Annotated in this window: 20 protein-coding genes; 12 read left to right on the forward strand and 8 right to left on the reverse strand. The window is 60.1% G+C overall.

Features of this window, described 5'->3' with window-relative positions:
* Positions 1-225: 225 nt before the first annotated feature.
* Entirely contained in the window at positions 226-1,452 is a 1,227-nt protein-coding gene (locus tag ACFQO4_RS00875) for an MFS transporter (protein ID WP_500259126.1), read from the forward strand.
* A gap of 91 nt (positions 1,453-1,543) precedes the next feature.
* Here ACFQO4_RS00875 and ACFQO4_RS00880 read toward each other — a convergent pair whose 3' ends face one another.
* Positions 1,544-2,500 carry a mannonate dehydratase gene (locus ACFQO4_RS00880; protein ID WP_500259127.1) on the reverse strand — a complete coding sequence of 319 codons (957 nt, stop codon included), beginning with the start codon at positions 2,498-2,500 and terminating at the stop codon, positions 1,544-1,546.
* A 159-nt stretch (positions 2,501-2,659) separates the two neighbouring features.
* Here ACFQO4_RS00880 and ACFQO4_RS00885 point away from each other — a divergent pair, with 159 nt between their 5' ends.
* The 5 genes from ACFQO4_RS00885 to ACFQO4_RS00905 all read left to right on the forward strand — a co-directional run bounded on the left by ACFQO4_RS00885 (position 2,660) and on the right by ACFQO4_RS00905 (position 9,191).
* Positions 2,660-4,117, forward strand: coding sequence for an extracellular solute-binding protein (locus ACFQO4_RS00885; protein ID WP_500259128.1), 1,458 nt, complete (start codon positions 2,660-2,662; stop codon positions 4,115-4,117).
* Entirely contained in the window at positions 4,107-5,102 is a 996-nt protein-coding gene (locus ACFQO4_RS00890; protein ID WP_500259129.1) for a carbohydrate ABC transporter permease, read from the forward strand. The genes ACFQO4_RS00885 and ACFQO4_RS00890 overlap by 11 nt, the downstream gene beginning before the upstream one ends.
* Before the next feature lies 1 nt (position 5,103).
* The gene (locus tag ACFQO4_RS00895; RefSeq protein ID WP_500259130.1) at positions 5,104-6,024 is read left to right on the forward strand and encodes a carbohydrate ABC transporter permease; all 921 of its coding nucleotides are present in this window, start codon (positions 5,104-5,106) and stop codon (positions 6,022-6,024) included.
* Positions 6,025-6,055: 31 nt separating this feature from the next.
* Positions 6,056-7,222: an ABC transporter ATP-binding protein gene (locus tag ACFQO4_RS00900; RefSeq protein ID WP_500259131.1), complete on the forward strand. Its 1,167-nt coding sequence runs from the start codon at positions 6,056-6,058 to the stop codon at positions 7,220-7,222.
* Between the two features lie 208 nt (positions 7,223-7,430).
* Positions 7,431-9,191, forward strand: a complete 1,761-nt coding sequence (locus ACFQO4_RS00905) for a glycoside hydrolase family 2 protein (protein ID WP_500259132.1) — start codon at positions 7,431-7,433, stop codon at positions 9,189-9,191.
* Between the two features lie 173 nt (positions 9,192-9,364).
* Here the strand turns inward: ACFQO4_RS00905 and ACFQO4_RS00910 are convergent, their stop codons facing one another.
* The 5 genes from ACFQO4_RS00910 to xacF all read right to left on the reverse strand — a co-directional run bounded on the left by ACFQO4_RS00910 (position 9,365) and on the right by xacF (position 15,098).
* Positions 9,365-10,420 carry a lactonase family protein gene (locus ACFQO4_RS00910; RefSeq protein ID WP_500259133.1) on the reverse strand — a complete coding sequence of 352 codons (1,056 nt, stop codon included), beginning with the start codon at positions 10,418-10,420 and terminating at the stop codon, positions 9,365-9,367.
* A gap of 52 nt (positions 10,421-10,472) precedes the next feature.
* Positions 10,473-11,330 (reverse strand): NAD-dependent epimerase/dehydratase family protein, encoded by an 858-nt coding sequence (locus ACFQO4_RS00915; protein WP_500259134.1) that lies wholly within the window; start codon positions 11,328-11,330, stop codon positions 10,473-10,475.
* A gap of 47 nt (positions 11,331-11,377) precedes the next feature.
* Complete coding sequence (locus tag ACFQO4_RS00920; RefSeq protein WP_500259135.1) at positions 11,378-12,457, reverse strand: mannonate dehydratase; 1,080 nt, start codon at positions 12,455-12,457, stop codon at positions 11,378-11,380.
* Positions 12,458-12,565: 108 nt separating this feature from the next.
* Entirely contained in the window at positions 12,566-13,504 is a 939-nt protein-coding gene (locus ACFQO4_RS00925; protein WP_500259136.1) for a dihydrodipicolinate synthase family protein, read from the reverse strand.
* Between the two features lie 142 nt (positions 13,505-13,646).
* Positions 13,647-15,098 (reverse strand): 2,5-dioxovalerate dehydrogenase, encoded by a 1,452-nt coding sequence (xacF, locus tag ACFQO4_RS00930; RefSeq protein ID WP_500259137.1) that lies wholly within the window; start codon positions 15,096-15,098, stop codon positions 13,647-13,649.
* A 307-nt stretch (positions 15,099-15,405) separates the two neighbouring features.
* Between xacF and ACFQO4_RS00935 the strand changes: the two genes are divergently transcribed.
* The 4 genes from ACFQO4_RS00935 (at position 15,406) to ACFQO4_RS00950 (ending at position 21,287) form a co-directional block, all read left to right on the forward strand.
* A complete protein-coding gene (locus tag ACFQO4_RS00935; protein ID WP_500259138.1) occupies positions 15,406-15,915 on the forward strand; it encodes a universal stress protein in 510 nt (169 codons plus the stop codon).
* 809 nt (positions 15,916-16,724) lie between these two features.
* Positions 16,725-17,231, forward strand: coding sequence for a hypothetical protein (locus ACFQO4_RS00940; protein WP_500259139.1), 507 nt, complete (start codon positions 16,725-16,727; stop codon positions 17,229-17,231).
* A 924-nt stretch (positions 17,232-18,155) separates the two neighbouring features.
* Complete coding sequence (locus ACFQO4_RS00945) at positions 18,156-19,709, forward strand: multicopper oxidase family protein (protein ID WP_500259140.1); 1,554 nt, start codon at positions 18,156-18,158, stop codon at positions 19,707-19,709.
* Positions 19,710-19,766: 57 nt separating this feature from the next.
* On the forward strand, positions 19,767-21,287 hold the full coding sequence (locus tag ACFQO4_RS00950) for a SagB/ThcOx family dehydrogenase (protein ID WP_500259141.1): 1,521 nt from the start codon (positions 19,767-19,769) through the stop codon (positions 21,285-21,287).
* 1,274 nt (positions 21,288-22,561) lie between these two features.
* Here the strand turns inward: ACFQO4_RS00950 and ACFQO4_RS00955 are convergent.
* On the reverse strand, positions 22,562-22,996 hold the full coding sequence (locus ACFQO4_RS00955; RefSeq protein ID WP_500259142.1) for an ester cyclase: 435 nt from the start codon (positions 22,994-22,996) through the stop codon (positions 22,562-22,564).
* A 586-nt stretch (positions 22,997-23,582) separates the two neighbouring features.
* Here ACFQO4_RS00955 and ACFQO4_RS00960 point away from each other — a divergent pair.
* Positions 23,583-23,948: a DUF5805 domain-containing protein gene (locus tag ACFQO4_RS00960; protein WP_500259143.1), complete on the forward strand. Its 366-nt coding sequence runs from the start codon at positions 23,583-23,585 to the stop codon at positions 23,946-23,948.
* 5 nt (positions 23,949-23,953) lie between these two features.
* A complete protein-coding gene (locus ACFQO4_RS00965) occupies positions 23,954-24,997 on the forward strand; it encodes a tyrosine-type recombinase/integrase (protein WP_500259144.1) in 1,044 nt (347 codons plus the stop codon).
* A gap of 342 nt (positions 24,998-25,339) precedes the next feature.
* Here the strand turns inward: ACFQO4_RS00965 and ACFQO4_RS00970 are convergent, their stop codons facing one another.
* Positions 25,340-26,938, reverse strand: a complete 1,599-nt coding sequence (locus ACFQO4_RS00970; protein WP_500259145.1) for an amidohydrolase — start codon at positions 26,936-26,938, stop codon at positions 25,340-25,342.
* Between the last annotated feature and the right edge of the window lie 38 nt (positions 26,939-26,976).

A 26,976-nucleotide genomic window follows, 5' to 3' on the forward strand; every position in this document is an offset into this window, starting at 1 on the left:
AACTGCTCTACAAAGGTCACTTCCCGTTTTACGAACGATGGATGGATTCGACGCTGGCAGCAAACCAAAATGTATTAATGGGAGAGTGGGGGACTCTTTGACAGACTATGAGCATCGATGTCAGTACGCGAGAATATGAGTCACCGGTCGTGTCTCACGAGTTCCAATCGAACGACCGACAGACGTTCGCGACGACGCCTCGCCGGTAACACGTAAACACTACTCATGCCATCAGAAGACACCCAGTCGTTTTCCCCACCGAGGCTCGTCACACTCCTCCTCATCGGCGTGATCGCATCGTTCTCTGGCGGGCTAATCAATCCCACCATCCCGGCGATTCAGAGTTCGTTTGCACACTTGCCGAACTCGGAAACGCTCGCCCAGCTCGTGAGTACAATGTCGGCGCCGATCGTCGTGATCGTCGCCCCAATCGTTGGATATCTGCTGGATCGACACCGGCGAAAACCCATCCTAATCGCGGCAATACTGATTTACGGGGTCGGGACGAGTATCGCCTTCTTCCTCGATTCGCTCTACCTGATCCTCGCGACGCGGGTTCTCGACGGAATCGCCGTCGCTGCAGTCATGGTGACCGTGCCGACGCTCATCTCGGACTACTACTCGGGCGGCCGGCGCGAGTCAGTGATGGGTTGGTACGGTGCCGTACAGGCGGGTGGCGGGGCGGTTGCGGTCATCATCGGCGGCCTCATCGCTGACGTCAACTGGAAGTATATCTTCCTCGTTTTCGCGCTCGCACTCCTGTTGATCCCGCCCGTGATCCGATATCTCCCCGAACCGGACGTAACGAGAAGTCCGAGCGAGGTCGGACGCCTCGAGGCTGTCGCCAAAATCGTTCGTGATTCGCCGATATTCGTCCTCGTCGGGATCTATCTGGTGGTCGCGTTCGCCATGCTGACGAACAACCTCATCCACATCGAGGCACCGTACTACCTCCAGAACACCCTGGGGATTAGCGGATCCATGACTGGGGTCACGCTGTCTGCCGCCATGGTCGCTGGTGTCGTTGCAGCCGCCTCGTACGGGCGGGTCAAGAAGCGTTGTCGCCACATCACGATCGTCGCGTTCGCGTTCACGACTGCCACGATCGGCTACGTAATCATCAGTGCAATGGACTCCTTCCCGGTCGTCTTCGTCGGCATCGTTATCGGCGCGTGCGGACTCGGTTTCATCCTCCCGACGGCGAACGACTGGGTCGCCGCGGTCGTTCACGAACGGTATCGGGGACGCGCCCTCAGCGGCGTGACGATGATGATGTACCTCGGGTTCGCTATCTCGCCGTTCGCACCCGCCCCGTTGATCGACCAGTTCGGACGGAGTACGACATTCTTCGTCTGGGCCGGGTTCCTATTGGTAGCCGCGGTTGGTGCGACGGCTCTCTGGTGGGTGAGTGAGGACTCAGTCGTCTCCGCTCCGGCGGAGGCGGCCGACTGAGCAATCGAGGCTTCGGATCGTTTTCACGCTTCGCTCCGGCAACTCCCGGCAGGTCTAGCGGTTCGTAGAAGAGTAGTCCGTTGACCGAGTGCTACAGCGAGTCGAGTAGACCCCGCATGTAACCGATCGCGAAGAGTCGGCCCTGGGTGTGATAGCCAGGGTTCGAATTGTCTTCGCCGGCCATCGTCGGAACGTGATCAGGTCGCATCACCACGTCCTCGCCGACTGCCTCGTCGTAGGCCGCCATCGCCGCGTGCATGTCCGTCGGTCCGTCGTCGTGCCACGTTTCGACGAAGCGATCCGCATCCCCCTCGACGTCGCGAAAGTGGACGAACGAGATCCGGTCCCCGAACCGGCGAATCGTCGAGGGGATATCGGCGCCCATCGCCACGAAGTTCCCCTGACAGAACGTGATTCCGTTGTACTCGCTGTCGACGACGTCCACGATCCGCTGGTAGTTTTCGACGCTGTTTGCGATTCGAGGGACGCCACGGACACTCTCACGAGGCGGGTCGTCGGGATGCAATCCGAGTTTGACGTCCGCCTCGGCGGCGACCGGCACGACCTCCTCGAGGAAGTACGCCAGCGCCTCGAAGACCTCCTCGCGACTCTTTTCGGCCGCCGGGACGGTTGGACCTCCCTGCATCTTCGCGTCATCGTATCCGGTGACGAGCGAGTTGCCGCGGGCCGGCTCGTGGGCTTCGGTGCGCGCCCAGCGAACGCCTGCCATCCAGTCGTAACAGACGGTCGAAATGCCGAGATCACCGCAGTACCGAAGAAATCGCTTGAACTCCGCGATATCCTTGTCCCGACCGTCGAGTCCGAGTCGGATCCGATCGGTCAGGGGGACGCTCCCCTCGAGGACGGAAAACTCGAGACCGGCGTTATCGAGCCAGTTACGTAATCCACGCAGTTCGTCGTAGGTCCACGTCGTTTTCCCGTTACCGATCTCGAGAGGGTGAATCACTGCGTTCCCCACGCCCATCTGTTTGGCGAGGTCCCATCGCAGATCCGGTTCGGGGGGTAGCACGAGAGCTAACTCTACCATGTCAATCAATAGTAGCCATCACCACGTATAAATTCTCTTCGACTGCAAGAGATCGATACAACTCTCGAGAACGACCCGGCTTCTGGAGCCGCCGGTGTAACCAAATTGGCGGCAACCAACAACTATTAATATAGTAGTTCGTGAAAGAGTGAGTGTACCATGGCAGACCGTAGCGGCGTAAATAGACGTCAGTTTATTCGAGCAGCGGGTACGACCGGAATCGGCGCTTCGATCGCCGGCTGCCTGGGCGGTAGTTCGTCCGGGGAGGGATCCGGCGACCGAACGATCGAAATGACACTCCTTTCGCAGATGACCGAGGACCAGATCGACGGATTTGAGCCTGCACTTAGGGCTGGGGGGCTCTCCGAAGACATCTCTATCGAGATCGATACGGCGACGCCCGGCCAGCTGGAAGACCAGTATCGGCAGTGGCTCAACGCCGGTCGCGGGAGTCCGGACGTGTTGACGATGGACGTCGGCTGGTCCATTCCGTTCATCCGACGCGGTCAGCTCCTCAACCTCAACGAGCACCTAGACGACAGCGAAATCGACACGCTCGAGTCGGAGTTCAACGACGCGAGCCTCGACTCCAGTCGGGGGCAGGAAGGAAACCTCTACGGAGTCCCGTTCATGTTCGACGTTCGTGGATTGCTCTACCGACGAGATCTGGCCGAACAGGCCGGATACGATCCCGACGCCGAGAACTGGGGGAGCGAACCGCGGTCGTGGCAGGAGGTCTCGGAGATCATCGCCGACGTTCAGGAGCAACAGGATCTGGATTACGGACTCACGATGCCGTTCGAACTCTCCCAGACGATCACCTGCTGTACGTTCAACGCCATGATGTCCCAGTGGGGCGGGGCGTACTTCGGAGGTCGAGACAACCTGTTCGGCCCGATCGGCGACCGACCGATCACCGTCGACGAGGAACCGGTACTGAACGCCCTTCGGATGCTACGAACGTTCTTCCACGGCCACGACGACGAACACTCCTTGGACGAGGAGTTCGCCGGGGAGATCACCCCGACCGAAGCGCTGGGCTGGCGATACACCTCCGACATGGAGTCGTTCCTCAACGGAAACGCCTTCGCGTACACCGAGGGGCAGGTCGGATTCGTGACGCTCGGCGCGACCGACGACTACTTCGGCGAGGCCGTCAACGAGAAACTGGGATTGATGCCGTACCCCTACGGCGTAGAGCAGTCCGAGACCGAGTACGACGGGATCGGCGGCCCGATGTCGCCACTCGCCGGCTACAACCTCTCGGTCAACCCGAACTCGAACAAGACCGACGCCGCACTCGAGGTCATTCGTGCGGCCATGACCGACGAGTTCCATCTCGAGTGGTTCAACGTCGGCGGAAATCCGCCGCCGAAGGAATCGCTTCAGGATTCAGAGGAAGTCATGGGACACGAAACGTACGGGCCGTACATGGACGCGATGTCGGTCGCCGCCGACCACGCGGTTCCTCGTCCGGTGACGCCGATTTACTTCCAGCAGTCGGACATCGTCGCCCAGGAAGTGCACAACGTGGTCTCCCAGGACAAGTCACCCGAACAAGGGATGGCGGACCTCAAGGATCAGTTACAACAAATTGAGGAGGACAATGCCCAGTAATCCGATCGGCCTCTCCGCCCTCAAAGCCGCAACGCCGAACAGCGTCCGACGATCGGGTTCGCGACTCAACGACTGGATCGAGAACCTCTCGGAGGCGGGTTTCGCGTATCTGGTTCTGGGGCCGGTGATCGCGATATTCGCGCTCGTCGCGTTGTGGCCGGTACTGTACACGTTTCAGACGTCGTTCTTCGCCGATAGCTTTAGCCAATTTCGGGGCGAGTTCGTCGGCCTGACGAACTACGTCGACCTGATCACCGGAAATCGGGACGCACTCCTCATCCGTCCGTTCTTCGACCCGAGCAATCCGTTTCAGAGCATTATCCCGACGACGCTCATTTACACGGTTGTCAGCGTCGTGCTCATCACCGTATTGGGCTTCGTCCAGGCATTAGTCCTGAATCAGGCGTTTCGCGGACGCTCGCTCGTCCGAACCGCGGTGTTGATTCCCTGGGCCGTCCCGATCGTTATCCAGGGCATGATCTTCTACCTGCTGTTTATCCCTCAGGCCGGACTGGGGACCCAGGTGCTCAACGACCTGGGACTCATCGGAACGCGACCACTCAACAGCAGCGGGCCGACCCTCGGCGTCGTCACGCTCGCGGCCGTCTGGAAGCGGTCGGCATTCGTCGCGCTAATCGTCCTCTCCGGGCTGCAGAGTATCGACCAGCGACTCTACGACGTCGGAAAGGTCGCCGGCGCCTCGAGATGGGAGCAGTTCCGTTTCATCACGCTGCCCCAGGTGATGCCCGTCCTGCTAGTCGCGATGTTGTTGACGTCGATCGGGTCGATGCGCGTCTACGGCCAGATCGACGCGATTTCGAACTGTAGTACGATGCCGTCGATCACGTGCGCCGTCGTCGGCACGTTCAACGGGAGCCTCTACGGGACCGCCTCCGCGCTGGCGTTCATCACGGCGATCCTGATCGGCCTCGTCTCGATGATTTACCTGATCAAGTTCAACAACTCGAAGATGGGGGGTATCTGAGATGGCAATCGACTCCGCTAGCGAAAGTCGATCGGTGACTGAACGCTGGGTCAAGCGAGCGATTACCAGTTCCGAGACGGTGTATCGAGGGTTATTCTACGTCACGACGGCGCTCTTGCTGTTCATCGCGCTGTTTCCGTTCTACTACCTGGTCGTCATCGCCCTCACCCCGCAGGGACGGACGACCCAGGCCGGCCTCCTCCCGGCGGGGTTCGACCCGAGTTCGTTCGTCGAGATGTTCCAGGTGCTTCCGTTTCACCGGTTCATTTTCAACAGCCTCGTGATCGCTATCGGCGTCACGGCCTTCGTGCTCGTGTTCGCCAGCTTCGCCGGCTACGCGTTCGGACGAATGGAGTTCCGGGGGAAGAAACCGCTGTTCCTCCTCCTGATCGCCGTCTCCTACTTCCCGGGCGCGACGTTTATCGTCGGCCTGTTCCGCCTACTCACGGGGAACGTGTCCGCCTTCGGCGTCAGTAGCCCCGACCTGTTCAACACGCCGGCGGCCGTCGGCCTCCCCCTGACGGCGCTGGCACTTCCGTTCGCCATTCTTCTGTTGACGACGTTCTACAGCCAGATTCCCGACGGTCTCGAGGACGCCGCTCGAGTCACCGGCTCGACTCGTATTGGGGCGCTCTATCGAGTCATCGCACCGCTATCTGCACCAGGACTCGTGACCGCCGGCGTGCTCACGTTCATCACCGCGTACAACGAGTTCTTCTTTTCCCAGTTGATGACCAACGGCTCCGCGGCGGACTGGTCACCTATCGTCTGGGGACTTACGAACTACCAGGCAGAGGTCGCCATCCGGTACGACCTGATGGCTGCGGCGAGCCTCGTCGGCGTGTTACCCGTCGCGATCCTCGTCCTCGTTGCACAGAACCGAATCGTCAGCGGACTCTCTTCGGGTTCGCTGAAAGGCTGACTATACACACTAGACACGACGCTACCCACACATGACCCACCTCAAACTACACGACGTGACGAAGCGGTACAGCGACGTCGTCGCGGTCGACGACGTAAATTTGGACATTCAGGAGGGGGAGTTCGTCTCCCTCATCGGCCCCTCGGGCTGTGGAAAGTCGACGACGCTCGAGACCATCGCCGGGTTGACGAAGCCGTCCGACGGAGCGATTCAAATCGCCGGCAGGGACGTGACGAACGAACCGCCGAAGGACCGGGACATCGCGATGGTCTTCCAGAACATCGCGCTGTTCCCGCACATGACCGTCCGCGAGAACGTGAGCTTCGGGCTTCGGCTGAAGAATTACGATTCCGAGGAGATCGACCAGCGGGTGAAAGAAGCGGCCGACATCCTCCAGATCAACGGTATGCTCGACCGGATGCCCGACGAACTCTCGGGCGGCCAGCAACAGCGCGTCGCCATCGGACGGGCGATCGTCATGGATCCCGAAGTCTTCCTGATGGACGAGCCGCTGGCGAATCTCGACGCCAAACTCAGAGTCCACATGCGGACCGAGCTCCAGCGCCTCCAGCAGGAACTCGACGTGACGACCGTCTACGTCACCCACGACCAGGCCGAGGCGATGACGATGTCCGATCGCGTCGCGATCATCAACGACGGACAGCTCCAGCAGTTCGCGCCGCCCCTCGAGTGTTACGACTATCCCGCCAACCTGTTCGTCGCCGGATTCATCGGCTCCCCCAGTATGCGGTTCCTGACGGGCGAAATGGAGGGGTCGACGTTCGTCGGCTCCGAACTCGACATGCGCGTGGACCTCTCGACGGTGGACCTCGAGGGCCGTTCGGACGTGACTCTCGGCGTTCGTCCCGAGGACGTCCACCTGGCTGCCGACAATTCTCTCGCCATCCCGTCCCGTCCGTTCGAACTCCAGGTCGACGTCGTTCAGCCCATGGGCAACGAACTCGTGGTCTACCTCCGCTCGGACGATGCGGAGACGACGCTCGAGGCCGATTTAGACGACGGGTCACCGGGGCAGACGGATCAGCTCCTGATGACGGCCGATCCCGACCTGGATCTCGAGGCGGGACAGTCGATCGAGGTCGTCCTCGACAGGGAGAAGATCCACCTGTTCGATTCGGGAACGGGTAACGCTATCGTCCACGGCATCGAGGACCCGGTTGAAGTGACGGCACGATAGACCCAGGTTCGAATCGCACTCGAGCGGATGTTCCGATCGCCCGTCAGTCTCTCGCTTCGAACCGGACGACTATTGAGACCGAAAGCTATCGTTCGTCCCTCAAGCCACGGGGACCGCTGCGTTTCGTTCCCCAGGAGTCCCTGATGTCACCGGCGATCACCTGACGCCACCGTAATCTACTTACAATGGCTCCGAGAATAATTGGGTGATGCACCTGTTAGCCTATCCCAGAGAGTCGCAGGCACTCGACGGTACCTGGGAAACGATTCCCGACCAGTACGAGATGATGGAGGGGTACTTCGAGGACATGATCGACGACGACGACGGGGTTCCTGGCGGATTCGCCCCGAAACCTATCTACGAACCGGAGGCGTCAGTCGAGAACGACCCGTGCGATTTCAACGTCTACGACGGTCGGTCGGTCGAGATCCCCTCGAGTTGGGGCGAGGAGATTCCGGAGTTTCGTCACTACGAGGGCTGGGTGTGGTTCGCGAAACACTTCGACTGGGACGTCCAGGCGGCCGAGGATCGGACGTTTCTCCGGTTCGGCGCCGTCAACTACAAGGCCAAGGTGTGGCTCAACGGCGAACTGCTCGGCTCCCACGAGGGTGGTTTCACGCCCTTCAGTTTCGACGTGACTGATCAGCTGGTGGATGGTGAAAACACGCTCGTCGTCCAGGCGGACACCAAGCGCTACGACGACGGGATACCGAACGCCTCTACGGACTGGTTCAACTTCGGCGGTATCAACCGTTCGGTGGAACTGCTCTCCGTCCCGGAGACGTTCGTTCGAAACTTCAAAGTCGAGACGACGCGCTCCGACGAAGGCGTTACCGTCGGACTCACAGCGTGGATCGCGAACACCGACGCCGATACGTCGGTCTCCGCGACGTTCCCGGAACTGGACCACACCGTCGAACTGACGCCGGACGAGGACGGTGAATACGCCGTGGAACTCACCCTCGAGGAAGACGAAGTAAGTCTGTGGAGTCCATCGGATCCGCAACTGTACGCGATTCGGCTCGAGGCCGGAGACGACATCGTCGAGGATACCGTGGGACTTCGCGACATTCGCGTGAGCGAGGGCGACGTCCTGGTGAACGGCGACCCGATCTGGCTCCGCGGCATCGCACTCCACGAGGAGGTTGCCGGGAAGGGGCGCGCGCTCGACATCGAAGACGTCGAAACCCGGTTCCAGTGGATGGCGGAACTGGGGTGCAACTACGCGCGACTCGCTCATTACCCCCACACCGAGGAGATGGCCCGGAAGGCAGACGAGGAGGGCATACTGCTCTGGGAGGAGGTCCCCGCCTACTGGGACATCAACTTTGGCGACGAGGAGGTGCAGGAACTCTACCGGCAGCAACTTCGGGAACTGATCCAGCGCGACTGGAATCGGGCGTCCGTCGCGCTGTGGTCGATCGCGAACGAGACCGACCACACCAACGACACCAGAAACGAGGTCCTGCCCGAGATGGTCGAGTACGTCCGCGAACTCGACGACACGCGACTCGTCACCGCCGCCTGTTTCGTCGACGAAACAGACGACGGCCTCGTTATCCGGGACCCGTTGAAGGAACACCTCGACGTGATCGGTATCAACGAGTACCACGGCTGGTACTACGGCGATGCCGAAACCATGGAGCAGTTTCAGGAGGAGCCAGACGGCACTCCGGTCGTCATCTCGGAGACCGGCGGCGGCGCGAAGTGGGGCCACCACGGCGACGAGGACGAACGGTGGACGGAGGAATTCCAGGCGGCGATCTATCGCGGACAGACGGATGCGGTCAAGGACAACGAGCAGATCGTCGGTATGTCACCGTGGATTCTGTTCGATTTCAGGGCACCGTTGCGACAGAACGAGTTCCAGCGCGGGTACAATCGGAAAGGCGTCGTCGACCAGCACGGTCGAAAGAAGCAGGCGTTCCACGTCCTCAGGGACTTCTACCAGTCCGAACACGTCCAGTAAACGGACTCGGTTCGCACTGAGGACGACGTACTGGTCGGCCTCGAGTCCCCGACCTCATTCGCAGAACAGTACCGCCTTCTCACGGTCTAGTGAGTCAGTTTCGATATAGCACTCCACGATGAGGTCGCGGGCAAGGGCCACACGTTCGATGCGGAAGATGCCGCGAAGCGGTTTCAGCGATCCGGCATCCACTGCATACATACCGGTTCCTGAATTGACAGGGATTCGTCTATCGGAGAGAGGCTTCCAGTCGTCGTATCGACATCGAACGCAACGATTTCGTTCGTGTGTCGGTTTTCTACGAACAGAAACTCCCCATTCGGGGCGATTGCAAAGTGACGGGGCCACTCGCCACCGGTCGGCGTTTGATCTAGTCTGGTGATCGTCGTCTCGTCAACGGTGAACGTGACGATCGTATCCAGGCCACGATTCGAACCGTACACGTAGTCTCCCGACGGGTGGGTGGCGATTTCGGCCGTCTTGTTGTCCTCGTCGACATCCGACGGTACGGTCGAAACGGTCGAGCAGTCGGTCAACAGTCCGTCCGATTGCCGATCCAGGACGGTCACGGTCGAGTCGAGTTCGTTGATCAGATACACCTGCTCGCCGTCCGCGGAGAACGAGAGATGCCGCGGTCCAGAGCCGGGGGAACAGTCGACGACACCGGCACGAGAGAGCGAGGCCCCGTCGCGATCTACCGCGTAGATGTGAACCTGATCGGTGCCGAGATCAGGAACGTACGCGAATCGATTCTCGGGACCGAGCGTGATCGAGTGGGGATGGGGTGCCGTCTGGCGGTCCGGGTCGATACTCGAGCCACGATGTTCGATCACCTCGCAGGGCGACCCGATCCTGCCGTCGAGATCGAGGGGGAGCATCGATATCGCTCCGCCGGTGTAATGGGCGACCAACAGGAACTGACCTGTCTCGTCGACGGAACAGTAACAGGGTCCCGTTGCCCCGCTCGAGGCACTATCTCGCTCGGTCAGTTCGCCGGTGTCGCGATCGACCTCGTATGATTGGACGGCTCCTTCCTCCTCTTCCCGAACGGCGGCGTAGAGGTACGCTCCCGAAGGGTGAAATGCCACGAACGTCGGGTCGGGACCAGCCACCGCCGCGTCGAGTCGCGTCATCGATCCCGTGTCGGGATCGACCGCTACGGTGTGTACGCTCTCGTCGGTCGCTGCGCTGTACGTTCCAACGGCGGCTATGTAATTCTCGCGTATCATGGTCGAATTTGCTCTGAAGGTCTACTGTCTATGTGGATAGCTCTCGGCTGTCTCATGTCCGCTCGTCAGGTTCGGACGGCGGTCCGTCCCACGTCTCGCCGTTGTCGAGCGGTTCGTACCCGAGGCGTTCCCGCGCGTTCTGGATGGAGAACCAGCGACGGTCGTTGTCACTGACGCCGTTGAAGATGTCGAACGTCACGTCTTCATCGACGAGGCAGCACTCGACTAGCTGAGCGAAATCACGACGGGAGTGCCACGTCGCTTTCGTTCGTGCGACCGATCGCTCGTAAGCGTCGCTATCACGATCCATCGTCCCGTTTGCGGCGCGACGCTCCGCTGGACCGTATGGATGGTCGAACCCGCGGGGGAGAACCGAACAGATCCGCAGGGCGTAGAAGTGTCGAGGATACTCGTATCGTTCCACATAGTATCGGCCAAGAGCTTCCCCGAACAGCTTCGTTGCCCCGTAGTACGAGTCTGGTCGAGCCGGATCGGTCGGTTCGAGACACAGGTCGTAGTCGGGGGCGTACAGGTCCGGCGCGTGCTCTTCCTCATACATCCCCATCACGTGGTTCGTCGACGCGAACACGAACGTGTCTACCTCCGCGGTGCGTGCGGCTTCGAGCGCGTTGTTCATTCCGACGATGTTCGGTTCGAGGACGTCCTGCCACTCACCGTCCGTGTAGGGGTACGCCGCGAGATGCACGACGGCGTCCTGGTCGTCGAACGCTGGCCGGATCGCCTCGTACTCAGAGACGTCGGCGACGTACGTGTCGAAGCGACCGTAACGATGACCGGACGGACGGTCGGACCGATTCAGGTAGGTGAACTCGTATCTCGGCTCCCCTTCGAGGTGGTCGATGATTGCGGTCCCACATCTGCCGTAGGACCCGGTCACGAGGACGTTCATACGAATTCGGGTTGGATACGACGGAAATGGACTTGTGGAGTGATGACTCACCGCCCCCTGTTATCCGAACACGACAGGATCCCGTTCAGATAGGCGACCGCGTGGGCACGCGACCGATGGCCCCACTCCGTGTCTCCGATGACGTCGGGAACGTGGTCCGGGACCATGACGCCGTCGAATCCGACCTCGCGGAGTCGTTCGATCGCCACGCCCGGATCGAAGTTGCTCCGCTCGTCGTCCAGGAACGTCTCGGTGAACCGCGGCCAGGTTCCCACGACGTCCCGGAAGTGAACGAACACGATGTCGTCGTTCTCGCCGAAGTGTCCGATTACCTCCTCGATGTCGACGTCCGGCATTTCCGAGAAGCAGCCCAGACAAAGTTTGAGTCCGTGGTTGTCGCTCGGGACGATCTCCATCGCTCGCTGGAACGCCTCGAAGTTACGGAAGAGGCGAGGGATCCCGCCGAGTTGCTCTACCGTCGGCGGATCCGCCGGGTGGAGTGCCAGCCGTACGCCAGCCTCCTCAGCCACGGGAAGCACCTCCTCGAGGAACTGCTCGTAGTTGGCCCACAGTTCGTCCTCTGTGTACTCCCGCTCTACTTCGTCGACGGGTTCGTACGGCGCGTCGAGGTCGTCGATATCGAACTCGCGCCCTCGCGCCCCGCCGCGCAGCCGCACGGTCTGGGACGTTCGCATCGGGACGACGCCGCGAGGGTTCCACTGGTAACCAAGGATCGGGATGTCCGCTCGGCCGAGGTTCCGGATCAGCTGTTTGACCGTCTCGAGCTGGCTCTCTTTGCCCTCCTTGTCGAGCATGATCTTCCCGTAGACGTTGTAGCTCAGCGACTGAATCCCCATCAGTCGGAGGCCGGCGTCTTCTGCACGCCGACGTGCCTGGACCAGATCCGACACAGTTGGAACAGTCCCGTCGTCGATCGTGATCGTCTCGTCGTCCTGGCTTCCCTCGTCTTCGAACACGTCGCCGCGTGGGGACCGATGATCGAGGAAAATATCCTGGACACCGATCTGCCGACAGAACGCGAGTCGATCGTCTGACAGGGTCCGAGTCCGGAGGCCGGTTCGGAGTGGTAGTTCGTCTAACTTCGTGTCTGGTCGTTCTTGTTGCATGATTTCGATTGTCTCTGTTTCTCGCTCAGGTATTTTGGAATCGTTCGACGGCTTTGCTGCACCAATTACTCGAGTTTCTGGATCGATAGGCGATCACATCACCGCCCATTATCCGATGACCCGGTCGATGTCGTCGTCCAGTTTGTTGTAGATCCGTTCGGCCCGGGCGGCTTCGTCCGACGAAAGCGAACATATCGGCTCTCTCACGGCGCCGCCGTGGAGTCCGGCAAGCTCGAGACCCTTCTTGACGGCTGGGACGCTGAGCGCTCCTGCGAGCGAGTTGTTCCGTCCTGTTTCGTCTCTGAAACGCTGATACGGGAGACAGAGGTCGCGTAGCGCGCGGGCGCGTTCCCAGTTCTGCTCGGATAGCGCCCGAAATAGTTCCTGACCAACCTCGGGGCGAAAGTTGCTGACGCCCGCCGTAAATCCTTCGACGCCTTCCGCCCAGTAGGCTATCGCGTACGGTTCCGCGAGCCCGTTGACCCAGACGACGTCATCGTCGCCGGCTCGGATCGCTTCTCCGAGTTTCACCGAGTCCTTCAGGGCGTACTTGATCCCAGCGACGCCATCTACCCGGGAGAGGTCGGCGAGGAACGCTACTGACGGATCGAACCCGCGTACGTATGGAACGAGCGGGACATCGGTCCCCGCCGCTAGCTTTCGGTAATACTCCAGTAGCCCCCGTTCGTGGAGGTAGGTGTGGTCCGGCGGCATGATCATCATCGCCTCGGCGCCGACTCGGTCGTACGCTTCGATCAGGTCCAGAGCGTCGGACGTGCTCCCGCCGACGCCGGCGAGGACGCACGCGTCCGATGGAAGCGTTTCGACGACAGTCTCGACGCTCTCGACGCGCTCTTCCTGTGACAGGGAGTGATACTCACTGATGTTCGCGGCTGCCAGAAAGGTGCGCATCCCCGCATCGTAGAGCGACTGTGCATTTTCCTCGATCTTCCAGTGTTCGATTTCTAATTCCTCGTCAAAAGGTGTGAGCAGTCCGACAGCAACACCTCGCAATTGCTGTTTGACCTGCGCTGCTGGCGATGACATCAATTCCCACATTACGGCCATGAGCAATAAACCCATCGTCGGCGGTCACGACTGCCGCTCGCGTCGGGATCGGATGTCAGCCAAAAGGGCGACACTACAGCGGATCGCCTGCCACCGCGTACGAAGGGAGGCGACGACGCAGTCAGTAGTTCCGGTACACCGTCTTTGTCGACGTGAAGAAGTCGAGCCCGGCGTCGCCCTGTTCTCGATACGTGTTCGTCGACGAGTTCTTGTACCCGCCGAAGGGGACGTGCAGCTCCAGTCCGGTCGTCTTCTCGTTGACCTTCGCAACGCCGGCCTCGATTCGGTCGACAAACTCGTCGGCCTCGGTGAGGTCCTGCGTAACGATACTCGCCGCAAGTCCGTAGTCCACGTCGTTCGCCAGCCACAGCGCCTCCTCGAAGTCACTCGCCTCGATGACCGAGAGGACTGGCCCAAAAATCTCCTCCTGGGCGATTCGCATTTCGTTGTCGACCTCCGAGAACACCGCCGGCTCGACGTAGTACCCGTCGCCGTACTCCGCACCGGAGGGGCGCACTCCCCCCGTTTCGAGCGTCGCTCCCTCATCCTGGCCGAGTTCGACGTACTCGAGGGTGCTCTCGAGTTCGCTTTTCGAGACGTGCGGTCCCATATCCGGATCGTCGAGCCCTGGTCCGATCTCGACGTCGTTTGCGTACTCGACCATCGCGTCGACGAATTCGTCGTAGATCTCCTCGTGAACGATCGCCCGGGACGCCGCCGTACACGACTGGCCTGTCGTCCCGAACGCCCCGACACCGAGAATCTCCACGGCCTCGTCGACGTCGGCGCTCGGCATCACGACGGTCGGATTCTTGCCCCCCATCTCACACTGGACGCGTTTGAGACCCTTTGCGGCGGTCTCGGCGACGTTCGTTCCGACAGCCGTGCTGCCAGTGAAGGACACGCCGTCAATATCGTCGTGCTCGGCGAGTGGCGTCCCGACGTCGCTACCCGATCCGGTTACCATGTTGGCAACCCCATCCGGTATCCGCGCCTCGTCGAGACACTCGAAGAGGATCTGCGTCATCCCTGGGGCGCCGGACGCCGGCTTGATGACGACCGTGTTTCCCGCAGCCAGCGCTGGAGCGAGCTTCCACGCAGGAATCGCTACCGGGTAGTTCCAGGGCGTGATCAGGCCGACGGTTCCGAGCGGTTCACGCCTGGTGAACAGCTCTTTGTTCCGCCCGCTCGCCGACTTGCTGATCCCGCCGAGATCGAGGGATTTCTGGGCGAAGTAGGCGAAGATGTCGATCGCACGCTGGACTTCCCCGGCGGCCTCGGAGCGCGTCTTTCCTTCTTCGCGCACGAGCGCCTCGGTTGCCGACTGCTTGCGCGCCTCGAGCAGTTCACCGGTACGCTTGAGAACGTCACCCCGTTCCGGTCCGGGCATATCGGCCCACGTTTCCTGGGCGTCGACTGCCGCGTCAATCGCGGCTTCGATGTCACCGGTCGTCGAGGCCTGGAATCGGCCGGTGGTCGACGACGGATCTGCCGGGTTCAGGACGTCGAATGTCTCACCAGATTCGGAGGCGGTCCACTCACCATCCACGTAGTTCTCGTAGACTGTTGGCATCCAAGGTGGATTCCACTGCTACCGTTACAAATGTTTTGATGAAGTGATCGTCGGGATCGATTACGTTCGCATACCCGTTCATCGGGATCAGGCAGGAGAACGTGTGCTGAGCGACCGATATCGAATGGAGATGTGACCCAGATGCACTCCCTCCAACGGTGCCGATGAATATCGGACACCCCAGGTTGTCGACCTCCGAATCCTTGCGAGTATCGGCGACGCATATCGAGAACGTAGCGCTCGGGTGACTCCGGTATCCTTTGCGGATACGTACACCCTTTTGCTTCCGGACAGAGTTTGGTTTCCTATGGCGATCAAGACAGTTCTGTTAGCCGTCAACGACGAGGACGACCCCCGTCTCGAACGACTGACCGGCGTCGTCCTCGACGTTGCGAAGCCACTCGATGCGACAGTCATCATCGCTCACGTCTTTCCCGAGGACGACGAAATCTTCGCAACGAGCACCACACCGATAGCCGGTTCCTCAGCACCGTACGTGCTCTCAGACGATGAGTACGACGACCTGCTCGAGGAGTTTCCACTAGAGGAGTACGCGGTTGACGAGGTCGTCGCCAAACAGGAGACAGTGCAGGCAGTCGTCGACAGGATAGATGACGCTGGCGTCGACTACGAGGTTTGCGGTGCGGTAGGTGAACCAGGCGACGGACTCGTCGCACTCGCGGACGAACTCGAGGTGGACCGACTCGTCGTCAGCGGACGACGTCGATCGCCCACCGACAAGGTGATCTTCGGCAGCGTCGCACAGTCCGTACTGCTCGAGTCGCCCTGTCCGGTCACGTTCGTCCGAGACGACTGAGTCGACCGGCACGCAGAAATCGGCGAGCACTGTGCCGAAAAACGTTCGAGTATATCAGTTTTTGCAGTGCCACGCTATCCTGTCAGGTGAGTTCTGTCGTCGAAGCGAATTTCGGTGGCGTTGAGGTACGAAAGCGTGCGAAAATAGGGCGGGTGTCGTTCCGGTCAGTCGACCTGACCTGCGTCGGCTGACGGACTGGAAACCCAGTCAATCAGCCAATGTACCCTAGACTAGCCGCGTTAGCCATCAAGAAGTGAGCTCAGATCAGCAGCATCGTACTCTGTGCGAACGCATCGGTCAGTGAGTGTGGGTACAAATGGCGAGATCGCAAATCAGAGCCGAATTGCCGACAATGGCGTAGTTGCACATTGGTTCACGAAGGCGTCTCGACGTCCTTTCGGTCGAGTCGGTTCCAGGTTGCCGTCAGGAGCCTCATCATCCAACACTATTGGACGAAAAATATGCCAACAAGAGCAGGACACCAACAACTGTCATATAAAACTTTCCCGATGAGCAGAAATAGGGCGGTCGCGGACGGAGCAAACGGTCAGTATAGAAAGCCATGTGTTCAACATTATTGAACCAGCCAGGGAACTCGAACGGACTGGCGTCTTCGAATTGGCGACCCACCTCGATGCCCCGAAGAGCACCGCTCCCTCGAGACGCTTGAGGTTCCCGAAGACGTGATCGATGAAAAGGGTCAGTACCGACAGAGTTTGCGGTTACTCCAGGTCGGCGAAGTAGTTCAGCACGACTGAAATAGTGACTCACCAACGTGATGGGAAGTCGGTATCCTCTCTCAGAGGATGATGGAAGTTGAGACCATCAGACACGAGGAAGACGGATGCGAGTACTCGTTTACCGGCCCGAGTCTATCGGAGTCGTTCCGGACAACGCCCCGACCGGCGGGCTCACTAGAATGCACTGACCGCCACGAGGAAGGTACTTCTGGCGCAACGGATGGAAGACGAGATTCGGAACGTCGTCCATCGGTACGGAATGCCAGCGACCACGAGGACACAATTACGGATATCGACGAATTCCTCGAGGGGACTGCCAAAACCCGTGTACAGAGATATGGAATGGAAGACGAAGGGCGAGTTAGCGGGATCGAGTCCGTCATCGTCCCAATCACCGGTAACGATCATGACTCGGAGAACCTCGCAATAGCAATCGCCAGCCCAAATCACCACTTCGGTGCCAAACGCATTGAAATCGAGTCGTTGGTCGGCCTCCAGAACGCCGTAAACGCGGTCGAACTCCAGTCCAGACACTACCAAACCCCGACCCACGTGATTACAAACGTAACACTGTAAAGGCCAGCATTCGGCGTCCAGTATTGTTGGACGTTATTGATCAATTCTCTTTGGTGGCGACGCGTCCGATCACGTCAGACGGACGTCTCTGTCTTGCTCTTGCGAAAGCCTCTGTACACGCCTTCAGGCAAGTGATGGGAGGTAGTAGCAGGCCAGCCAGCAATAGAGGCCTCCGGGCGGCCCCCAGTTCGGCGGTGTAACTGCGTCGTCGTGTATAGTTTCGCGAGTCCCACTAAATGCGAAGGCTTACAACCACGTTTCAGGGGTCGCTGGATAGAGATGGTTAAAATTGTCACTAAACAAGGAATTTTGAGTTTATACGCATTGAAATACTTGTTCTACAGCGTTTCGATTCCCATGTCGAATGTTTTGAAATTGGAGCCTTGATCGTTGCAATGCGACAGCTAGATGCTGGGCGTGGCTGACGTGAAACTCGGCGTTGGAGATGTCGCATTCAGACATTGCTCCTTTAGACACCGCCGCGCCAATGTCGTTGTAGCCGTCTTAAACGGCCGTACATGCAGGAATTTGTTGTCTCTAGATCCAGGGCCAGCGTACAACCATAACTGCTGGCCGTTGATTTGGATCACCGGCACCTCGAGCGCGACGTGAACCGGACTCCATTCAGTTTCGGGGTGTAGACTGGCTTTGTGAGCCCAGTCGTGAAGGGTTGATCGTGCCCATTTAGCACTAGAACTGTCGATAACTCGTATAGTATCTAAAATCGAGAATACAGCAAGATGGAACTGGGCAATAACTGTATGCTCTGTAGTAATTGATCAGCAACCTCCGTAGATGTTCTTCGAGTTGTGCCATATTCCTGCCCTGGATTCAGCGCGTCTCATCAGCACGCCTCGGAACTCCGAGTGTTTCACGCGCACTGCATGCCCCTCATTTTTCCCGGTAGTCGTGGGCCGTTCCCTGATGAACACCATCGATCGAATCATCCCGCGACGACAAACATTGCGCATGGGCGGCGCAACTCTGTTCGGAATCGCGGGAGTCGCAAGCGAAATCGGATCGGCTGCACTCGGGCGGTCCGCACAGGAAGATGGTGAGGGCACGCTGGAGGAAACGATAGTCGCCTCGAGCGAGGCGGTCGACGTCGGATCGGACGAGAGCCTCGAGACGTGGGTGTACAACGAGCAGATCCCTGGCCCCGAGCTCCGAATCAGTGAGGGGGAGACGCTTCGTGTCTCGCTCGAGAATCAGTTGCCCGCGGAGACGACAATTCACTGGCACGGTGTTCCCGTGCCAAATCCGATGGACGGCGTCCGCGACGTCACGCAGGAACCCGTTCCGTCCGATGGGACGTTCGAGTACGAGTTCGAAGCGACGCCGGCGGGGACGTACGTCTACCACAGCCACGTCGGATTGCAACTCGATAGGGGGCTCTACGGACTCCTGATCGTCGAGGAGGAACCACCGCACGTCGAGTACGACCGCGAGTACACACTGCAACTCGACGGTTACTTCACGGAGGAACCTGCGTTGGACTCTATCGAAGCCCCGCCGGGAGGCGGTGACGCGATGGGCCCTGGCGGTGGCGACGGGCAGGGCGATGGACGAGATCCGAACGACGGCATGGGCCCAGGCGGCATGGGTCCCAGAGGCGGCGACGGGCCTGACGACGGTCGCGGCCCGGGCGATGGAATGGGCCCTGGCGACGGTATGGGCCCCGACAGTCAGATGATGAGTCAACGACCGCCGTACGAGAGGCTGCTCGTTAACGGTCGCCTCCCGTCGAATCCACCGGTGTTCGACGTCGAAGAGGGCGAGCGCGTTCGTCTGCGTTTCATCAATCCGAGCAGCGCCACGACCTATCGCGTCGGCGTCGGCGGACACTCGCTGACCGTCACGCACGCCGACGGGCGACCGGTCGAACTCGTCGACGCGAACTCGTTCGTCGTGAGCATGGGCGAGCGATACGACGCAATCCTCGAAGCTGACTCCCCAGGTGAGTGGGCCATCGTCGCGGAACACGTCGTCGGCACCGAAGATCCCGCGGAAGCGAGACTGCGATACGAGAATACCGACGACGGCTCTGTCGACCGACCGCAGTTCGACGGCCGGGAACTCGAGTACGGCGACCTCGAGGCGCTCGAGCCGCTGGATCTCGACGGGGAACCGGATCGGACGTTCGACCTCATGCTGTCGGGCGGGATGATGGGTGGTGCCGACGCCGACGCGTGGACTATCGACGGGGAGGTGTACCCGGACGCCGACCCGCTCGAGATAAGTGAGGGCGATCACGTCCGCGTCCGGATGGTGAACCGCAGTCCAGCGATCCATCCGATGCACCTCCACGGTCACTTCTTCCAGGTCGGCGACGCGGTCAAGGACACTGTCCTCGTCGCGCCTCACGGCGATCAGGTGACGTTCGACTTCCGCGCAACCAATCCGGGCCACTGGCTGTTCCACTGTCACAACGTCTACCACCTCGAGCGGGGGATGGCTCGCGTGTTCGAATACGAGTGAGGAATATCGGGTAAACCACACCCCGGATTGATTGGGGCTGCCGTAGAGGCTACCAGTATGGTCAGCGCCCTCGAGTATCACGAGCGCACCAAACACTCCCCGAAGAGCGTCCGTGAGAGCGGCCACCGGCTCGATTTCGATAACAAGCCCCGCTCCTTCAAGCGCTACGAGGATCTCCCGCGACGAGCGCTATCGGAGCGCGTTCGCGTGACCGGCATTCCTGCACTGTCGGCGATCACGCCCACCCACGCCGATTTCTCGCCCGAGCGAGCCGTCGACCTGGACGCGCTCACGGCGCTGTCGTACTTCTCGACCGGAATCACGAAGCAGCTCACCCGCCAGGGCCGCGAGCTACTCTTTCGTGCCGCGGCCTGCACCGGGGCGCTGTATCACGTCGACCTGTATGCGGTCTGTGGCGACCTCGCGGATCTGGAAGCCGGCGTCTACCACGTCGAGCCCCGGTCGCTGTCGCTCGACGTGCTTCGCGAGGGGGACTACCGGGGCGTGCTCGCGGTCGCCAGCGATCACGACGGTGTCGCGACTGCACCGGTCACGTTCGTCGCGACGTCAACCTGGTGGCGAAACGCCTGGAAGTACCGCGATCGGACGTACCGTCACGCGTTCTGGGATTCGGGAACGGTACTCGCAAACCTGCTGGCGACCGCGGATTCGCTTTCCCTACCCGCCGAGGCCGTCCTCGGGTTCGCCGACGAGCCCATCGTCGAACTGCTGGGTGTCGACCCCCGGCGGGAAGCGCCGCTCGAACTCGTCCCCGTCGGCGCCGGAAATCGTGCGCCCGACGCACCGACCGTCGAATCAATCGATCCGGCGACCACAGCGCTGTCGACCGAGGAGAAGGCGTTCCCGCTCATCCACGAAGCCTGGCGAGCAAGTACGCTCGAAAGCGGAGACGCCGTCCGCGAGTGGCGCTCTTCTGCACGAGCGCAATCGGTCGGACGACGAGAGGGCGGTGATGGAGACCGGATCGAACTCGACCCGGTCGATTACAAGACGGAGTCGAAGCGACCGCTACACGCGACGATCCGTCGCCGGGGCTCCTGCCGCGCCTACGAGCGCGAACTGGTGAGCTTTCGGAAATTTTCGACGGTGCTCGATCGTGCCACACGAGGCGTTCCGCTCGACGGTCGTGAATCCGACGCCTCGCCGCTCCAGTTCGTCGACGCGTACGTACTCGTCAACGGCGTCGCCGACGTTCCGTCCGGCGCATACCACTACCACCCCGAGGCGGGCGAACTCGAGCGCCTGATCGATGGCGAGTGTCGCGAGGAGGCAGCCCACCTCGCGCTCGATCAGCGCCTCGGCGGGGAAGCCGCGGCCTGCGTGTACTTCCTGACGGACCTCGAGGCGGTCGTCGATCGACTCGGGAACCGGGGGTACCGACTGGCGCAGCTCGAGGCGGCGGTGACCGCCGGTCGTTGCTATCTGGCGACCTACGCACACCGCGATCTCGGCGGAACCGGGCTCACGTTCTACGACGACCGCGTGACGTCGTTTCTGTCCCCGCGTGCCGATGGACAGACGCCTATGTTCCTCTACACGTTCGGTAAACCGGAGTAGAGACGTGGAACCGTTTGATTGCTAAGATATCATATATCAAATGTGCATCCATCGCTGAGCCGACTTGCGGGTCGATTGCACCGACCTACTCTCGCAATCATCGATCGTATTGATATAGCGTTCAGTGGTTTATGACTGATTTCAGCGAGCATCCGTGGTTACTCGATGATTCGGGACGAGCGTACTCTCTCGTGTAGTCAACTGTTCTAGCCCCGACGGATTAAAGCGATAACGCAGACGAAGTGATTGAAGCAAGCCAGTCAGTGGTGAATCAGTTCGGTTCGACTATTCATGCGCTGCTGTCGTCAACGAACGGTTCGTCGCTACCGGCTACAACGTAGTCGTCGAGGAAGCCGATTGCAAGGCCGAACGAGCATTGATAGAACGGGCGAGCGAGAAACGTAACTGGGATTGACGTCAAAAAACACCGCGGATTGGGAATTCGCATAGAGAGATTCTCCGAGCCATCGACGAGTACGAAGGGGTCTCGACAATGGGTACACACGGACGGAACGGACTCGACCATTTCTTCAGGTCGGGAGCGTTACCGGTCGTGGAATTCGTCGGCTTCGGTAGTCGTTCTTACAGTATTCAAATCAGACTTCAGCAGACGGGCTCTCGATCAAGTGACGTTCACCTGGGAGCAGCTAATCGACGATGTATGTCGTGTGGCAGAGATGGGCGCGGATTCAGTACAGAGCAACTCCAGATTCGACTGCCTGGGTCGGTCAGCAACGACCGTAAGGGGCCCACACTTGCGTCCAGAAAGAAGAACACCTCGTTCACGTGGGCCCCTAATGACGGCTAGGAGGAAAGAGTGTGCTTCCTACAGTTCGATGCTACCGAATCACCGACGCAGTGTTCTGATGAACAACTCGACGTACTCTATGAAGGAGACAGTCGGTGTTCCAGGTAGATATACCGGAGGCTCGGACTGATCGAGCGGCTCGTTGAATTTGGCCGAGTTCATACACCTGTTACGGGCCAGAGGTATTTATGCATTCGTAAATATAATACAGGAATTAAAAATTAATGTTCGTGATTGTTGGGTGTTGGCGTGGTGTTGAGAACCACTGGTCGCCAGTCACGGCGATCTGCTAACCAGCTGAACAGAATATAGTCGAGAAAAATTGTGTACCGGGCTGAACGCAATTTCGTGTGACTTCGAGGTATGAAGAGACCCGGCGGATCGATCAGATATTGCTGTATACCTGGCCTGAACACGGCTCTACCAGTAAGTGAATAAAAAGCGTTGGGCGCCATATTGGTCCAGGTTATGCGGTTTGCAGTGTCGTAACCCCCAACTGCCGGAGCATCCCGAGTACGTCGGGCCTGACTCGACGCTCCGCTATCTTGCCGTCCTCGAGCCGCAGAAACGCCATAGCCTCGATCTCGAACACGTTCCCGGTCGGTTCGTGTCCCATGAACACTCCCTCGTGTGTTCCGCGCTGTGTCATCCGGACGACGACCGTGTCTTTTTCCGCGACGGTCTCTTCCGGAATGACGACGAAGTCGGGAAACGCCGTCCGTAGTTCCTTCGTGGTTTCCACGACAGCCTCTCGGCCCGTTGTTTCGCCCAGCGGAGTGGAATCGACGATATCCGCGTCCAGAAACTCCCTGGCTGTGTCGTAGTTGCTCTCGTTGACGAACTCGTTCGCGAATCGACGAACGATCTCTTTGTTTGCCCTGGTTGTCGATGCTGATGCCATAGTCTCCCTCGCACGTCCGTACGCTCGACTCGGATCCTCGCGCTCCTCGATGGCCGATATCTAACGCAAGTGTATGTTACGCCGTGAACCGCGTTAACAGTTTTCTCAGTGTTTCCGGAGTCTTCGGCCGAGAGGCCTCCTTCGACACCAGATTCGATGCAAGCCGTTGGTCGATAGCACTGCTCTGGAGTGGTATCGTGCTGGATGCCAATTCTGGACCTTGCACGCCGTTGTAGGGGTGAAAGGTACGTGAAAGAATGTGTGCGTACCATCGCACGCCGTCTGATCCTCTTCTGTGCACTCGATAGATCAATAGTTGGTAGAACAACGCGAAATCGTTCCTCGACAAATCAGCGATAACCGTGATGGATTTTGGATACTGAACACTACCTTCTGAACTGGACGGGGCGTCAAAGCGACTCAAACTCATCCACAGAGAAACCATCTTACTCCACTAAGCCGCTCAATAGGATCCAAAAAGCACGCACATTGCCGGTAAATTGGAGGTTTCTGGACGGATTAGGCGCATAAGCCGTCCTTAACCACCACTATTAAGTGATTGTCACGAGTCCTGATCGGTGAGACGATGCAGGACAAGCGATCCCTCAATGTCGACGTCCCCGAGTACCAACTCGAGATCTACGACGAAGAGGCCGAACGGATGGGGTTCGGCTCTCGAGCGGCGTTCATTCGCGCGATGATCAACGCTGGACGGCGGGATTTCGGCCTCGACCCCCAGGGTACAGGGGACGAAGACACCACTCTAGACGATCTGATCGAACAGCGTATCCTCACCCACCTCAGACAGACTGGTTCTCTCCCCACCGACGAAATCGTCGATGGGGTGACCGACGAGGTCGAGCAATCCACGACGGCCGCACTCGAGCGACTGAACGACGCCGGTGACATCGATTACTCCGTCCAGGATGGCGGGTTCGTTCTTAGCCGGTGACCGAAATGGCAGGAAGAGACCTCACGCGAACATCGACCGACGCTACGACGGACCCGATCGCGACGTTCATCGAGGAGATGGAGCTGTACGGGCGGTCGGAAACGACGGTCAACGACTACGAGACGACGCTCCGGCAGTTCGACGACCACCTTGGGCAAGAAACGCTCGACAACGCTGACCGCCTCGACTGCTTGCGATGGATCCAGGGATTGCGCGACGACGGCTACGCACCCGGTTCGATCCGGACGAAGGCTGTCCACCTCAACCGATTCTACGGCTACATGGCCCAGGTCGGCACGTTCGACGCCAACCCAATGGTGGTCGTCATGGAAGAGATGAGCGAGAAAGGCGACTCCTCGCCGACGCGCCGCCACGTAACCGTCGAACAGATGAGCGAGTTCGTCGACGGTATTAAACACCCGCTCAGACGGGCACTCGTGACGTTGCTGGTGAAGACTGGAATGCGGGCCGGCGAAGCGTGCAACCTCGACCTGCGTGACGTCCACCTAGACCACGCCGCCATTCGAGAACATCGTTCGACGCCGGTGCGAGCGGCGATCCGCGATCACCCAGATACGCTATTCGTGAGCAGCACCATCGGCGTTGGAAGCGTCGTGAACGACGAGAAGCGCGTCGACGGGAACAAACGCCACCGAGACACCCGAATCCCGATCGACGAAGAGTTGCGGGACGCACTCGTGCGGTGGCTGGCCGTCCGGCCCGACCCGATCTCGGACGCCGACCCGCTGTTCGTGAGCCTCTCGAGGGATTACGGCGAACGGTTGACGAGTGACGCCGTGCGAGCTCACGTCCGCTCGGTAGCCGAAGGGTGGGGATGGTACGCTGAAGGTGCCGGGCCGGAAGAGAACGTCACGCCACACTATTTCCGTCACTTCTTCACGACGGAAATGCGCAACCGTCTGGGAGATGCGTACGTCGTCAAGTACGTTAGAGGCGACGTTGGTGACGTGATGGACAGGTACACGCACAACTGGGAGGAGCTCGTCGAAGCACCCTATCGAAACAATATCTTTCGTTTACAGGAATGACTGGTCTGGGCCGAGTAAATCCTATATCGCTATATGGAACTCAGGCCGTCGTTGGCTAATCCCAAAGCCCACACCGTTGGATGATTGCGAGCCGTAGTGATTCATGAATCATTCAAGTCATTCGCGTCCGCTCGTCTGCCTGTTCATCCGTGGCCAATGAAGGCGGATACCTCAATACAAGTTACTGTTCGTAATGACGGTAAGTCGTTACCGATGCCGAGCATAACGTGAATCGCCTCGAGTGTAACGGCCACGATCAACGGGCCATCGGTACGATCCAGGAGAGTGGGTGGCGATTCGGCGACAGGGCCACATTGGGAAATCCAATCCTCTATCGTGTCGTTACACATTCGACCGTGTGAGGCGGTCCGGTACGTCGGCTCTGTAGACGAATTCCCCACCAACGATCGTCGCCAGGACGTCGATATCAGCGATATCTCGGGGGTATTCGTACGGATCTCGGTCGAGGATCACCGCGTCGGCAAGCATCCCTGGCTCGAGCGTTCCCTTCCGGTCTTCCTCGAACTCGGCGTAGGCTCCACCGCGGGTGTACGCACGAATCGCGTCGTCGACGGAGAGTCGCTGGGCTTGGTGGGGTGCGTTCACCGCGCAGTGAATGCCGTACAGCGGCCCGAACGGCATCTTGTCGCTGCCGAACGCGAGCGAGACGCCAGCATCCTGGATCGACCGGAAGCGATTGTTCTCGCGCAACCAGCGTTCGCCGAGGCGCGCCTCGTAGAGTCCGCCCGATGCGGACCACTGCAGGAAATTCGGTTGCATACTCGCGACGACGTCAAGGTCGGCCATCCGCTCGATCTGTTCGTCGGTCGCGAGTTCGACGTGTTCGATCCGTAATCGTGGGTCTGAGACGTCGTAGTCGGCGAGAACCGCCTCGTAGGCGTCGAGGACGACGTCGATCGCTTCGTCGCCGATTGCGTGGGTCGCGATTTGTTGGTTGGCTCGAGCGGCGGTTGCGAAGGCCGATTCGAGGTGGTCCGGGTCGATCACGAACTGACCGTCGGTGCCGGGGTCGTCGGCGAACTCGCCCGTCAGTTTCGCCGTTCGAGAACCGATTGACCCGTCCGCGAACACCTTCAGACCGAGTATCCGAAGTCGGTCGTCACCAAAGCCGCTGGCGAGTTCCAGCGTCGAAAGTTCGTCGACGTGGTCGACGTGAACGTAGTACCCCAGGCGGATCGGGAGGTCGTTCTCGCGCCACGCGTCGTGGAAGGCGGCGTGAATCGAATCGCCCGCACCGGGTGGCGTCGTCATCCCGACCATGTCCTGGATCGACGTCAGACCGAGTTCGTTTGCCCGTCGAACGCCGAGGTCGAGGATCGTTCGTGCCTTCTCGCGGTCCGGGTACGTCGACTCCTGAACCCGAATCACTGCGTCCTCGACGACGACGCCGGTCAGTTCGCCGTCGGCGTCTCGTCGAAGGTCGCCCTCGACGCCGTCGAAGTCGACGCGTTCCAGCCCCGCCGTGTTGAGCGAAATCGTATGGCCGTCGACTCGTTGAGCAGCGATTGGATGGTCGTCGCTGACGGCATCGAGCTCTGATCGAGTGAGGTACTCGCGGTCGCCGACAGGCCAGGTACTCTCGTCGTACCCGAAGCCGAGTACCCAGTCGTCGGGGTCGGTGCTCGTCGCGTTTTCCGCCAGGCGGTCGAGCGCGTCCGACCGACGTTCGACCGCTCCGAGGTCCGTCTCGTGTAACGTCATTCCGACCGACGGAATGTGGGTGTGTGCGTCGTTGAATCCGGGGAGTACGACACACCCGTCGAGGTCGACGGTGTCCGCGTCCGAACCCGAAACGTCTCGAGCCTTGGCTCCGAGGGCGTCGACCCGGCCGTTTCGAAACCTGATGGCGTTCGACGTCGTCCGATCGTCGTCGAGGGTGTGGACGGTCCCACCGTCTAACAGCAGCGACTCGGCGGTCATATCTGGGACTCGAGCCGAGGACAGTAATACGTATCGTT

The sequence above is a fragment of the Saliphagus sp. GCM10025334 genome, assembly GCF_042663485.1.
Lineage (GTDB): Archaea > Halobacteriota > Halobacteria > Halobacteriales > Natrialbaceae > Natronosalvus.

Bases quoted from the DNA above. Each gene is read 5' to 3' on its own strand.
- ACFQO4_RS00935 (WP_500259138.1), top strand. From the start codon at position 15,406: ATGGCGATCAAGACAGTTCTGTTAGCCGTCAACGACGAGGACGACCCC.
- ACFQO4_RS00890 (WP_500259129.1), top strand. From the start codon at position 4,107: ATGCCCAGTAATCCGATCGGCCTCTCCGCCCTCAAAGCCGCAACGCCG.
- ACFQO4_RS00965 (WP_500259144.1), top strand. From the start codon at position 23,954: ATGGCAGGAAGAGACCTCACGCGAACATCGACCGACGCTACGACGGAC.
- xacF (WP_500259137.1), bottom strand. From the start codon at position 15,098: ATGCCAACAGTCTACGAGAACTACGTGGATGGTGAGTGGACCGCCTCC.
- ACFQO4_RS00885 (WP_500259128.1), top strand. From the start codon at position 2,660: ATGGCAGACCGTAGCGGCGTAAATAGACGTCAGTTTATTCGAGCAGCG.
- ACFQO4_RS00955 (WP_500259142.1), bottom strand. From the start codon at position 22,996: ATGGCATCAGCATCGACAACCAGGGCAAACAAAGAGATCGTTCGTCGA.
- ACFQO4_RS00970 (WP_500259145.1), bottom strand. From the start codon at position 26,938: ATGACCGCCGAGTCGCTGCTGTTAGACGGTGGGACCGTCCACACCCTC.
- ACFQO4_RS00950 (WP_500259141.1), top strand. From the start codon at position 19,767: ATGGTCAGCGCCCTCGAGTATCACGAGCGCACCAAACACTCCCCGAAG.
- ACFQO4_RS00940 (WP_500259139.1), top strand. From the start codon at position 16,725: ATGGAAGTTGAGACCATCAGACACGAGGAAGACGGATGCGAGTACTCG.
- ACFQO4_RS00895 (WP_500259130.1), top strand. From the start codon at position 5,104: ATGGCAATCGACTCCGCTAGCGAAAGTCGATCGGTGACTGAACGCTGG.
- ACFQO4_RS00925 (WP_500259136.1), bottom strand. From the start codon at position 13,504: ATGTCATCGCCAGCAGCGCAGGTCAAACAGCAATTGCGAGGTGTTGCT.
- ACFQO4_RS00900 (WP_500259131.1), top strand. From the start codon at position 6,056: ATGACCCACCTCAAACTACACGACGTGACGAAGCGGTACAGCGACGTC.
- ACFQO4_RS00880 (WP_500259127.1), bottom strand. From the start codon at position 2,500: ATGGTAGAGTTAGCTCTCGTGCTACCCCCCGAACCGGATCTGCGATGG.
- ACFQO4_RS00915 (WP_500259134.1), bottom strand. From the start codon at position 11,330: ATGAACGTCCTCGTGACCGGGTCCTACGGCAGATGTGGGACCGCAATC.
- ACFQO4_RS00875 (WP_500259126.1), top strand. From the start codon at position 226: ATGCCATCAGAAGACACCCAGTCGTTTTCCCCACCGAGGCTCGTCACA.
- ACFQO4_RS00945 (WP_500259140.1), top strand. From the start codon at position 18,156: ATGAACACCATCGATCGAATCATCCCGCGACGACAAACATTGCGCATG.
- ACFQO4_RS00910 (WP_500259133.1), bottom strand. From the start codon at position 10,420: ATGATACGCGAGAATTACATAGCCGCCGTTGGAACGTACAGCGCAGCG.
- ACFQO4_RS00920 (WP_500259135.1), bottom strand. From the start codon at position 12,457: ATGCAACAAGAACGACCAGACACGAAGTTAGACGAACTACCACTCCGA.
- ACFQO4_RS00960 (WP_500259143.1), top strand. From the start codon at position 23,583: ATGCAGGACAAGCGATCCCTCAATGTCGACGTCCCCGAGTACCAACTC.
- ACFQO4_RS00905 (WP_500259132.1), top strand. From the start codon at position 7,431: ATGCACCTGTTAGCCTATCCCAGAGAGTCGCAGGCACTCGACGGTACC.